At 33.6% G+C, this 11,879-nt stretch carries 12 protein-coding genes; 4 read left to right on the top strand and 8 right to left on the bottom strand.

Annotated elements, in window-relative coordinates; translation table 11 throughout:
* The 3 genes from QZ260_RS03840 to QZ260_RS03850 form a co-directional block, all read left to right on the top strand.
* Nucleotides 1-1,964 (top strand): TonB-dependent receptor (locus tag QZ260_RS03840; protein ID WP_295982911.1); only part of this gene is annotated, 1,964 nt, incomplete at its 5' end.
* Between the two features lie 162 nt (nucleotides 1,965-2,126).
* The gene (locus tag QZ260_RS03845; protein ID WP_295982914.1) at nucleotides 2,127-3,563 is read left to right on the top strand and encodes a DUF5689 domain-containing protein; all 1,437 of its coding nucleotides are present in this window, start codon (nucleotides 2,127-2,129) and stop codon (nucleotides 3,561-3,563) included.
* Nucleotides 3,564-3,601: 38 nt separating this feature from the next.
* Nucleotides 3,602-3,979: a hypothetical protein gene (locus QZ260_RS03850; RefSeq protein WP_295982916.1), complete on the top strand. Its 378-nt coding sequence runs from the start codon at nucleotides 3,602-3,604 to the stop codon at nucleotides 3,977-3,979.
* Here the strand turns inward: QZ260_RS03850 and QZ260_RS03855 are convergent, their stop codons facing one another.
* On the bottom strand, nucleotides 3,980-4,948 hold the full coding sequence (locus QZ260_RS03855) for an endonuclease (protein WP_295982918.1): 969 nt from the start codon (nucleotides 4,946-4,948) through the stop codon (nucleotides 3,980-3,982). It lies immediately after the preceding gene.
* 62 nt (nucleotides 4,949-5,010) lie between these two features.
* Here QZ260_RS03855 and hflX point away from each other — a divergent pair, with 62 nt between their 5' ends.
* Complete coding sequence (gene hflX / locus QZ260_RS03860; RefSeq protein WP_295982921.1) at nucleotides 5,011-6,231, top strand: GTPase HflX; 1,221 nt, start codon at nucleotides 5,011-5,013, stop codon at nucleotides 6,229-6,231.
* A 133-nt stretch (nucleotides 6,232-6,364) separates the two neighbouring features.
* Here hflX and QZ260_RS03865 read toward each other — a convergent pair whose 3' ends face one another.
* The 7 genes from QZ260_RS03865 to QZ260_RS03895 all read right to left on the bottom strand — a co-directional run.
* Nucleotides 6,365-7,294 carry a DUF3078 domain-containing protein gene (locus tag QZ260_RS03865; RefSeq protein WP_295982924.1) on the bottom strand — a complete coding sequence of 310 codons (930 nt, stop codon included), beginning with the start codon at nucleotides 7,292-7,294 and terminating at the stop codon, nucleotides 6,365-6,367.
* A 168-nt stretch (nucleotides 7,295-7,462) separates the two neighbouring features.
* A complete protein-coding gene (locus QZ260_RS03870; protein ID WP_295982926.1) occupies nucleotides 7,463-7,969 on the bottom strand; it encodes a DUF2480 family protein in 507 nt (168 codons plus the stop codon).
* A gap of 57 nt (nucleotides 7,970-8,026) precedes the next feature.
* On the bottom strand, nucleotides 8,027-8,350 hold the full coding sequence (locus QZ260_RS03875) for a DUF59 domain-containing protein (protein WP_295982929.1): 324 nt from the start codon (nucleotides 8,348-8,350) through the stop codon (nucleotides 8,027-8,029).
* Between the two features lies 1 nt (nucleotide 8,351).
* Entirely contained in the window at nucleotides 8,352-8,774 is a 423-nt protein-coding gene (locus QZ260_RS03880; protein ID WP_295982931.1) for a SufE family protein, read from the bottom strand.
* A 38-nt stretch (nucleotides 8,775-8,812) separates the two neighbouring features.
* A complete protein-coding gene (locus tag QZ260_RS03885; protein WP_295982933.1) occupies nucleotides 8,813-9,583 on the bottom strand; it encodes an META domain-containing protein in 771 nt (256 codons plus the stop codon).
* An 87-nt stretch (nucleotides 9,584-9,670) separates the two neighbouring features.
* A complete protein-coding gene (locus QZ260_RS03890) occupies nucleotides 9,671-10,738 on the bottom strand; it encodes a zinc metalloprotease (RefSeq protein WP_295982935.1) in 1,068 nt (355 codons plus the stop codon).
* Between the two features lie 166 nt (nucleotides 10,739-10,904).
* Nucleotides 10,905-11,879: cysteine desulfurase (locus QZ260_RS03895; protein WP_295982937.1), on the bottom strand; the 975-nt coding region annotated here is incomplete at its 5' end.

Below are 11,879 nucleotides of genomic sequence, written 5' to 3' on the forward strand. Positions count from 1 at the left end.
ATGCGAATTCCTTCTTTCTATCTGTTGAAAAAAAACTTAACAACAAGCATAGTTTAAACTTCACTGGGATGTATGCGCCAAATCGAAGAGGGAAATCTTCACCGAACACTCAAGAAGTTTATGATTTAAAAGATATAAAATATAATGAATATTGGGGTTGGCAAGATGGAGAAAAGCGGAATTCAAGAATTAAAGAAGTAGAAGAACCTGTTTTTATGTTGAATCATTATTGGAATTTATCTTCAAAAACATCTATTAACACCAATGTTGCATATCAATTTGGAAAATTGGGAAATAGCCGTTTGGACAATAACGGCACAGATTTGGTAAATGGCTTTCCTGAAGGTGGTGGCGCTAATCCAAGCCCTAGCTATTATCAAAAATTACCAAGTTATTTTGAACGAAATTTTCCGGATGATTTACAATTTGCATACACCGCATTGCAAGAGTTTGAAAATAATGGACAAATAGATTGGAATGCATTGTATCAAGCCAATGTTTCAAATACTCAAACCGGAGGAAATGCTATTTATGCTTTGTATGAAGATAGAGTAGATGATTCACAATTCACATTTAATTCTATTTTAAATTCTGAGTTAAACGATAATGTAGTATTCAATGCGGCATTAAATTATCAAAGGTTAAAATCGGAAAATTATGCTCAAGTTCTGGATTTATTTGGGGCTGAAACCTATTTGGATATCGATCAATTTGCTACAGATATTGATGAGGCTCAAAATGATTTACAAAATCCAAACAGACTGCTAGGTGAAGGCGATACCTTTAAATACAATTATAATCTTTCTGCTAACATATTAAATGCATATGCACAAGCTCAGTTTACCTATAACACATTAGATTATTATATTTCAGGAAGTTATACAAATACACAATATCAAAGAGAAGGCCTATATCAAAATGGGGCTTTCCCTGATTCGTCTTTAGGTAAAGGTGAAAAATTAAACTTTATGGGTTTTGGTGTAAAAGGAGGAATGACTTATAAAATTTCTGGGAAGCATTTACTGAATTTTAATGGCGGGTATATTACTAGGGCACCATCACTCCGAAACACCTATTCAAATTCAAGAGAAAACCATAATATCGTTCCGAATATCACTGAAGAAAAGATAGGGTCTACAGATTTAAGTTATATTTTTCGTTCACCAATAATTAAAGCTAAAATAACTGGATATTATACCAAAATACAAGATGCCAACGAAATCTCTTTTTTCTTTGCGGATGGTATTGGTGGTGATAATGTGGCTTTTGTACAAGAGATTTTACAAGGAGTTGATAAACAGCATATAGGTGCAGAACTTGGTATTGAGGCGCAGGTAACACCAACCATAAAATTGAAAGGTGCAGCCTCAGTGGGGCAGTTTACCTATGCCAATAATCCAAATTTATATTTAACTACAGAAGCTGATGAAGAATCTGTAGAAGCAGGCTTCGTGAAAGGTTTTAAAGATTTTGGGGAATCAAATTTAAAAGATTATAAAATAGCAGCAGGACCGCATCGGGCGTATTCCGTCGGGTTTGAATATCGAGATCCTGACTATTGGTGGTTTGGTGCTACGGCTAATTTTTTCACAAATACATATATTGATATAAGTCCGTTAACGCGTTCTTCAAATTTCACAACCGATTTTGATGGCAATACGTTTAACGATTATGATGAAGATTTGGCCAGAGAATTACTAAAGCAAGAACGTTTTGATGATTATATGGTAGTAAATTTGGTAGGAGGAAAATCATGGAAAATTGGAAGTAAATACATTAGTTTTTTTGCGAGTGTAAATAACCTTTTAGACGAAGTATTTAAAACAGGAGGTTTTGAACAAGGGAGAAATGCTAATTATCGAGAGTTGAGAATTGATAAAGCGCTGGATACACCAGTTTTTGGTTCTAAATATTGGTATGGTCGTGGTGCGACCTATTTTTTGAATGTGAATTATAGGTTTTAATCCTGAGTTGTTGCCTTGAAGGGGCTTTGGTGTTTTCACTCTTAGTGAGTTATATGATCAATATAAATAGTGTCCTGTCCTGAAGTTTCAGGATCTAAAAACATAAATGATTTGTCAGGTTGAGCGTAGTCGAAACCTACAGTAAATCTATAAATATAAATTATGAAAACAAATACTAGCAAAATAGCATTTATCTTCATTGGAATGTTACTGATTTTTATGTCTTGTGTGCAAGATGATGATTATGGTACGCCTAATATCTCAGATGAAGAACCAAATATTACAAACGAACAATTAATCACCTTTAAAGCTATTAAATCTCTTTACGAACAAGCCGTAAATGGAGGAAATACAACTGCAGTTATAAATGATGATGTTTATATTGAAGGCTATGTGGTGTCTTCGGATAAAGCAGGGAATTTTTTTGAGGAATTAATCATTCAGAATAAAATAGATGATAGTAGCCCTGATAACGACCCAAGATTAGGATTTAAGATTGATATTAATGTGAGTAGTTTATCTGATACCTATCAATTTGGTCAAAAAGTATACGTAAAATTAAATGGATTAACCGTTGGAGAAACTAGTGGCGTGATTACTATTGGTAAAGGTGATGCGGTTAATGTCGAACAAATTCAAGCTGCCGAATACAAAGGTATTGTTTTGAGAACCAATGAAATAGTTGATATAAAACCTAAGATTTCTGGTTTAGCAGATTTAACTGAAAACGATGAAAACACTTTGATTCAGTTAACTAATATGCAATTAAACCGATTTGAATTGGGAGCAACCTTTGCAAGCGAGTCTTTCGATGAATTTGATGGCTTACGTTTATTAGAAAGTTGCGATTCTGGTATTCAAATGATTATGCAAACTAGCACGTTTTCAGATTTTAAATCCTTGATAGTGCCTCAAGGAAAAGGAACTGTAACAGGCATTTTTAGTCGCGATTTTAGAGATAATTTTAATGTACTAGTCATCAATAGTTCTGTGGCTATTAATTTTGATAGTAATGAGCGTTGCGACCCGTTGGAATTAACCTGTGGTTTAGCTTCAACAATAGGTACAGAGAATTTGTTGACTGAAGATTTTGAACCTCAAAAAAACAACAAACCTATAGTTATTGATGGGTGGGTAAATTATATGGAAGCAGGCTCTGAGGCATGGGAAGGTTATTCCTCAACATCATCCAATGCGTCTTTGGGTCGCTCTGCTAGATTTCAATCAGGCAGTTCAGGTGATGCAAGTAATATAGGTTGGTTAATTACACCTGCCATAGATTTGGATGCTCAAGATGGTGAATCCTTGCGTTTTAAAACATCTAATAGTTTAGCAGATAGTAGCTATATGGAAGTCTTGTATTCTCTGGATTGGGATGGTATTGAAGCTAATATAACTTCAGCAACTTGGGGTGTGTTATCTGCCGCATATGTAGTAAAGGATTCTGATTCTTTTGCGCCTTGGTTTAGTTCTGGTAATGTTGATTTATCTTGTGTTTCAGGAACCATTTACATTGCATTTAAATATACAGGAAGTGGTCAAGGTACTTTTGATGGGATTTATGAATTGGATGAGATTAGTGTTGATTATATGGAATAGTAAAACATTAGTGATACCTTTGTGCTAATTATTATTTTATGACCACATTCGACTCCCTTTTCTTTCGCTTTTTTCAACATTACAAAACTAAAAAGAGCAAAAAAGCTAACGGTATTGCTACCTTTTACATTACGGTTTTACAATGCAGTTTACTATTACTTTTAGGTGTCTTTTTTGCAGGCTTTTTTAGGCAAATGCATGTAGATACGATGTCTGCAAGTAAGGCATGGACATTATTTGCATTAGTTGCAATTTTTATTTATTTCAAAAATTGGATGCAATACGGAGGCAGAAAACGAAAAGTTCTAAATGCTAAAATAATTAAAAACAAAAAATTGTCTTATAATATTTGGTTCCTTTGGTTGTTACCTATTGCTATTTTGGGTTTAACGTATGTTCTTTTTCAAGCAACTTAATCACTTCTTAAAAATAGTATACACTGGAAAATGATCACTGTATCCGCCTTTATATTTAGGGCCAACATAAGTTCTAAAAGGTTTGCCTTTGTACCTTCCCTTAAGCAGTTTTAAAAAGTCATCATCAAAAATATTGGCTTTGTCAAAACTTAAAGTATCAGGGGTAGCCTCAAAAAAGTTGGTAGAAAAAAGTATTTGGTCAAATAAATTCCATTGGTAGTTATAGGTGGTCGTTCCTCTAGAATACGTATGTAAAACTTCCATAGGATTAAATAAACCTAGACTATCAACCATTCGTTTAATACTAGTACTCGCAGGATCATCATTAAAATCGCCAATAACTACTATTTTAGGATTACTATATTTAATATTCAAATCATTTATTATTTCTATGACTTTATCGGCAGCAGCAAAACGTTTATGTTCTGTTTCTTTGGCTCCTTCACGTCTAGACGACCAATGGTTTGCAATAACATGAATTTGTTCGCCATCGAGTAATCCAGAAACTAATAAAATATCTCTGGTGTAATCAGTCTCGCCATCATCCCTTGTAAGATGTACCCTAAATGATTCCGAGTGTTCTACCTCAAAAGCATCAGAGTCATACAATAAAGCTACATCAATACCGCGTTCATCTAAAGAGTCATAATGCACGTAACCATAATTAATAGCTTCCAAATGTTTTGAAGCTATTAAATCTTCAATAGCTTTAGCGTTTTCAACTTCTGCTAAACCAACAATAGCGGGATGCTTTCCAGTTTCCTTTTTCCCAATATTAGAAATAGCAAACCCTAACTTTCTGAGTTTGTTTTTGTAACGTTTTGGCGTCCATTTTTTTTCAGATCTAGGTAAAAAATCATTGTCATGAGTATTTGGATCGTCCTCAAAATCAAATAAGTTTTCAAGATTGTAAAATGCAATAGTTTGCAAATCATCACGAACGGGAATAGCTTCTAAATCGCCTGTCATAAATCAAAAATAGGCTTAAAAATATTAAAAATAAAACGCTAGCAATTATGTAACTTTGTAATATGATAGAAAAGAAAGATATTGCTTTAGAACGTGCGGTTTTAATAGGTGTTATCACTAAAGATCAAAATGAAGAAAAGTCTAAAGAATATTTAGATGAACTAGAGTTTTTAACTTTTACAGCTGGTGGTTATGCGGCAAAACGTTTTACGCAAAAAATGGATATGCCAAACCCTAAAACCTTTATAGGAACGGGTAAAATGGAAGAGGTGCGTAAATATATTGAAGAGCACGATATAAGTACTGCTATTTTTGATGATGAATTATCCTCAGCACAGGAACGTAATATTAGTAAAATTCTTGATGTTAAAGTATTAGATAGAACCAATTTAATTCTGGATATTTTTGCACAACGTGCGCAAACAAGTTATGCAAGAACTCAGGTAGAATTGGCACAATGCGAATATTTACTTCCACGTTTAAGAGGAATGTGGACGCACCTTGAACGCCAAAAAGGGGGTATTGGAATGCGTGGACCTGGAGAAACCGAAATTGAAACAGATAGACGTATTGTTCGTGATAAAATCACACTATTAAAAGCCCGTATAAAGACCATTGACAAGCAAATGTCAGTGCAACGCGGAAACCGAGGTAAAATGGTTCGTGTCGCACTTGTTGGTTATACCAATGTTGGTAAATCTACCTTAATGAATGTTATTAGTAAAAGTGATGTGTTTGCAGAAAACAAATTATTTGCTACACTTGATACCACCGTTAGAAAAGTAGTTATTCAAAACCTTCCTTTTTTATTAAGCGATACTGTTGGTTTTATTCGTAAGCTTCCAACACAATTGGTTGATAGTTTTAAAAGCACACTCGACGAGGTTAGAGAAGCCGATTTGTTGCTTCATGTGGTAGATATATCACATCCTAATTTCGAAGAACATATCGCTTCTGTAGAGAAAGTTTTAGGTGAAATAAAAAGCGGCGATAAACCAACTATTATGGTCTTCAATAAAATTGATGCTTATCAGGCAGAGCCTTTTGCTGAGGATGATTTAGAAACAGAAAGAACGGCAAAACACTATTCTCTTGATGAATGGAAGAGTACCTGGATGAATAAGGTTGGCAACAATGCGTTATTTATTTCTGCACTAAATAAAGAGAATTTAGAAGATTTCAAAAAACGTGTTTACGATGAGGTTCGCGAAATTCACGTTACGCGTTTTCCATACAATCACTTCTTGTACCAAGATTATAATGAAGAAGGTTTAGTCCAATAATATTTGGATTTGTACCTACAAGTACTCGCTTATACACCTCTATGGGCTTTCCACTACTATTCCTAAAACGAAAAATGCGCTTCCTTGAAAAAGGGAAGCGCATTTTTTATAACATCTTTAATATTAAAGCGGGTTAAAACTTATAGCTTAAACCAAGGGTATAGTATGATTGTAAATCATTATCAACATCATCAAAAGATGTTGCAGTAGCTGGTACTTGGGCTAGAGCATAGTTTAAAGCTTCTTGCTTGTTGCTTCTTAGACCAAAATCAAAACCAACACCAATCATTTTCCAAAGTGTGTAGCTAAATGAGTTAGACCATGTCCAGTTAGAGAAGTCGCCAGACTTATAACTTTGAAAAGCAGATAAGTTAGTTTTAAAATTAAAAGCACCAATTTGTCTTGTATAGTCTGCAACAATTTTAGCACCCAACGATGATTCAAAAACAGAATTGCTATCAGCAAAAACAAAGTTGTAGTTTAAAGGGTGAATAACCACTATTAAATTTTCAATAGGTGTCCATGTAAAACCAACACCAACGTCTAAGTAACCTGGGTCATTAAAATTGGTTAAAAGTGTTGTTCTGTATTCTGCTAATGCAGAAACGGCTATGTTTTTCGCAATATTTCTACCGTATAAAGAAGAAATATTAAACACATCAGTAGTTGGTTCAAAACTATTGTCGTCATCAGTTCCGTTATCTTTGTCGTCTAGTTTTACCCAGCTCAAATTTGTAGTTAGTGAGTTTCTCCAAAAGAATTTATCTTCAATTAAATTAGCAAAAGCATTAACAGTAAAACCAATATTTCCAGAAGCATTGTTTGGTTTGTCTTGAGCATACCAGTTGCTAAAGTTGGATAAACTTCCACCAATAGTACCAAAAGCACCCTTTTTCCAACCCGGAAGAGCGTTAATTTTTGCCTGTAAGGCATTTGCTTCAGCTTGAGCTGCATCAGCAATAGCTTGTTTCTCAGATTTTTGAGTCTGTAATTCCTCTTTTGTTTGAGCATTCATCGAAACCATTCCGATAAGTAATGCAAATAATAATAATGTTCTTTTCATTTCTTTAATTTTATTTAAATATAATAATTTTTCAAATAGGTTAATTTTTTTATGATATAAACGTTTAAAATGGGACTATTTAATGCAATTGTAAAACTGATTTTAATTTAATTATTTATTTTGATTTGTGTATTTGACACTTATCTTAAACTAAAGTCACTTATAATATTATTTTTTTTTGAAAAGAGGTACAGAAGAGCAAGCCTCTCCATACATGATAGACTTAGCTAATGGCTTTAACTTATTAGAAAGCATGATATAAGCATTTTGTGGAACAGGTTTTTTGGAGCAACCTTTTATTATAATAGGTTTGTCTTTGAAGTCTGAGATTTCAAGGTCGTTTATAATGTCTTGGTAAATAGAAGTTTCTAAATTATCAAGAGTTCCAATAACGATTTTTTTAGCGTATGGCTCTAGTTGAATACTTAAAAGCATATATGCCCAACCTGGAATTATTGCATCTGTGCTGCAAGTTAGAGCAACAAAATTATTTTGATATTGACTCCAATCAAACTCCGCTACTTGGTTTCTAAAGTCTTTTTCGCGAAGCACAAAACCTTCAAATAGCCAGTCTTTAATATCAAACAATACACGCTTCCCGTCTGGATAAAAATCCTCTAGGTCAATGGTAACTAATTTGCTACTCGCAACACGATTTATTATTTCGTCTTTCAAAAAGTAAAATATTAAGTTGTTTGTACGTCTCTTATTAAGTTGAAATAGTTTTGCTGTCTAGAGCATCCCTAATTCTAACTTTGCTTCTTCGCTCATCAACTCTTGAGTCCAGGGAGGATCAAAAGTAATTTCTACTTCGGCTCCTTTTACAGCATCTAATGATTTAACTTTTTCTTCAACCTCTAATGGTAATGTTTCTGCAACTGGGCAGTTAGGTGTTGTTAAAGTCATTAAAATTTTAACATCAAAATCCTCGTTTACAAATACGTCGTAGATCAAGCCTAATTCGTAAATATCAACTGGTATTTCTGGATCGTAAATCGTTTTAAGTACGTTTACTATTTTTTCACCTAATTCGGCAGTATCTATTGTATTACTCATCTTAATTTAGCTGTGTTTGGTATGCTATAGCATACATTTTTAATTGCTTCACCATACTTACTAATCCATTAGCTCGTGTTGGTGATAAATGCTCTTTTAAACCAATTTTATCAATGAAATCCATATTTGCATCAATAATATCTTTTGGATGTTGATTTGAAAAGGTTCTGATTAAAATGGCGACAATACCTTTTGTGATAATAGCATCACTATCAGCAGTAAATTCAATTTTATCATCTTTCATTTCAGCATGCACCCATACTTTACTTTGGCAACCTTTAATAATATTACTATCGTTTTTATATTGGTTGTCAATTAAGGGTAAATCTTTCCCTAAATCAATCATATATTGGTAGCGTTCTTCCCAATCTTCAAACATTGAGAATTCGTCTATTATTTCGTTTTGGATGTCTTCAATACTCACAATTACATTTTTTTACAAAAATACAATAACAAAAGTTGCTATTCAATGTTTTCTCCTATTGATAGGATTTCTTTAACTAAAACTGAAATTTCTTTGGGAGGGTTTCCATGATCGAAACTATTGGTTTCATATGTAGAATCTTTATGTTTTATGGTTAGTCTAGCAATAGCTGCGCCATCAAATTGAAACCTTTTGGAAGGAGCTTCAAGTTCTGTTATTTTTTCTATTTCGATAGTATTAATAAGTGTAATGAGTTTTTCCCAATCTGCTTCAGAACACGTTTTTGCTTTTGCACTACCACCTCTTTTGCTTATAATAGAAACTGTTTGATTATTAATATTTATTTGTTGGTAACTACCTCGAGAAGCTGCTGTGTATTCAATAACATAATCGTTGTTTTGTTTTGCGATTAACAAAACAATTTTGTCTTTTAAAAGCGTTAATTCGTTGTTTTTTAATGTAAACGAATTAACTTGAGATAGCACATCAAACATATTATGTTCAATGCTGTTTGCTTCTTCTCCACACATCATTCTTGTCGATACTGTAGGGCCAAATGTTATGTTGTTTTCGGTAATTGTATAAGAGCCATTAAAGCGGTTACAGCCAGAAAAACCAGAAACGCGATTTGTGTTTTCGTCAAAATTTATTTCAGGAGTAATGGCTAATGTATTATTTTTCCCTAAAGTGGTAACTGAATAAAGTCCAGATAATTTTTGCATTGTATTCTCTTGTATCGACATAATAGCATTTGTGCTTCCACATGATTTTAGTGATAGAAGCATTAATAATAGTAAACTAAATTTCATTTTTTATATGTTTTGATTCTAATTATAATATACAAAAAAGACGCCAAAGTTGGCGTCTTTTTAATTTTTATAAGCTTGGACTAAAAATTAGTTTCCTGCCATTGCTGCTCTAGCTCCATTTTGAGCAAAAAGAGGACGCATTCTGTTACGTTGCCCATCAGTAAACATATACATGCAATTATCATATGTGTAATCCATATAATTCATGGTCATGTCTGCAGTTTTGCAACTTACAGATGGGAATGTAGGACAGCCACCGTTAGAAGAATTTGAAGATGGAGTATCTGCAACAAAATCATCTTGACGACATCTACCATCACCCCAAATATGGCGTAAATTTAAATAATGACCTACTTCATGAGTTGCTGTTCTTCCCGCTCCATAAGGACCACCAGTGTTGCCAAAATAATCTCCACCTAAAACAATACCATCAGTTGCTTCGTTACCGCCAGGAAATTGAGCATATCCTAAAATACCACCACCAATATTACAAACCCAAATATTCATATGAGTTTCTGGATTTATTGGAGGGTAATCAGCTTTTACTGAGTTGTTTGTTCCCCAAGACGACTTAGAATCGTCATATCTAAAAGTACCTGCTAAACTAAAGCTAAATCCGGCATCTGTAGCATCATTAGCAAATGTAGTTCCACTAGGGAGTTGGTCCGTATTTTTGTCTCTAAAATCTGCATTTAAAGTAGCCATTTGAGTTGTTACTTGCTCATTACTAATAGTCTTAGTACTAGCATCGGGATACACAATATGTATATACACAGGAATATCAATAACACCCATATTATCTTCAATAGGAGCAACATCAACATCTGAGTCACCGCCGCCGCCACCGCCACCGCCTGGTTTTGTAGGTTTTCCTTTGCCTGCTATAAATTTTCTAGTATGTAATTCGATATTATACATTTTTTTAGCTAGACCTTTGTTTTTGTTAAGTTGTCTGTTTAATACAGTCATTGACGCACAAGATTTACTAGCATTTTTTTTGTTATCCGATTTTGCAGCCTCATCACTGTCTGCATCAGTATAAACATAAAAATCGCTCATGTCAATTTGTTGTTCTTGCACGATTTCATTTTTGTCAGCATCACATGCAGTGAACAGAAAGGCTAAGGCAGCCATGCTTAAAAGTAATTTTTTCATAGTTAATATATTTGAGTTAGTCACTGCGGAATATATAATTATTTAATAAAAAAAACGAGGAATAGTTAGTTTTTTTATTAAATTTTATATGAAATATGAAAATATTGGCGTTTTTAGTGATAAAAAATCAATATGTAGCGTAAAATAGTTCAGCCGTGAAAGTATTTTAAGACAGCATCATTTTAGCTTTCTTAACAGCTTCAATAAATGTGTTAATTTCAGCTTTAGTATTATAAAATGCAAATGAAGCTCTCACTGTTCCAGGAATTTTATAGAAATCCATAATAGGTTGTGCGCAATGGTGTCCAGTTCTAACCGCTATACCTAATTTATCTAAAATAGTGCCAACATCGTATGGGTGCATGCCTTTTAAATTAAAAGAAATTACGGAGGTTTTATGTTTAGACGTACCGTAGATTTTTAAACCTTCAATTTCCAATAATTTGGTGGTACCATATTCCAGTAATTCGTTTTCGTAAGCTGCAATATTTTCAAAACCAATACCATTCATATAATCTATAGCCGCTCCAAAAGCGATACCTCCACATATATTTGGCGTTCCGGCTTCAAATTTATGAGGTAAATCTGCATAGGTGGTTTTTTCAAAGCTTACTTCAGCAATCATTTCTCCACCACCTTGGTAAGGTGGTAATTTTTTTAACCATGATTCTTTTCCGTACAGCATACCAACTCCTGTTGGGCCGCATATTTTGTGAGCAGAAGTTACATAAAAATCTGCATCTAAAGCTTGAACATCTGGTTTGATGTGCGGTGTAGATTGCGCACCATCTATTAAAACAGCTGCGCCTATTTTGTGCGCTTCTTCAATGATATATTCAATAGGGTTTATAGTTCCTAGAGCATTTGATATATGATTAACAAAAACCAGTTTGGTGTTTTTAGATAACAATGTATCAAATTCCGACATGATGAGTTCTCCTTCTTCATTCATAGGAATGACTTTTAGAGTTGCTCCCGTACGTTCACACAACATTTGCCAAGGCACAATATTACTATGGTGTTCTAAAGCGGAAACTATAATATCATCTCCTTTTTTTAAAAGAGAAGAAAAACCATTTGCTACCAGATTAATGCTGTGTGTAGTACCTGATGTGAAAATGATTTCATGTGAAAACTTTGC

The organism is uncultured Algibacter sp. (assembly GCF_905480415.1).
Taxonomy (GTDB): domain Bacteria; phylum Bacteroidota; class Bacteroidia; order Flavobacteriales; family Flavobacteriaceae; genus Algibacter_B.

Bases quoted from the DNA above. Each gene is read 5' to 3' on its own strand.
- QZ260_RS03845 (WP_295982914.1), top strand. From the start codon at position 2,127: ATGAAAACAAATACTAGCAAAATAGCATTTATCTTCATTGGAATGTTA.
- QZ260_RS03850 (WP_295982916.1), top strand. From the start codon at position 3,602: ATGACCACATTCGACTCCCTTTTCTTTCGCTTTTTTCAACATTACAAA.
- QZ260_RS03855 (WP_295982918.1), bottom strand. From the start codon at position 4,948: ATGACAGGCGATTTAGAAGCTATTCCCGTTCGTGATGATTTGCAAACT.
- hflX (WP_295982921.1), top strand. From the start codon at position 5,011: ATGATAGAAAAGAAAGATATTGCTTTAGAACGTGCGGTTTTAATAGGT.
- QZ260_RS03865 (WP_295982924.1), bottom strand. From the start codon at position 7,294: ATGAAAAGAACATTATTATTATTTGCATTACTTATCGGAATGGTTTCG.
- QZ260_RS03875 (WP_295982929.1), bottom strand. From the start codon at position 8,350: ATGAGTAATACAATAGATACTGCCGAATTAGGTGAAAAAATAGTAAAC.
- QZ260_RS03885 (WP_295982933.1), bottom strand. From the start codon at position 9,583: ATGAAATTTAGTTTACTATTATTAATGCTTCTATCACTAAAATCATGT.
- QZ260_RS03890 (WP_295982935.1), bottom strand. From the start codon at position 10,738: ATGAAAAAATTACTTTTAAGCATGGCTGCCTTAGCCTTTCTGTTCACT.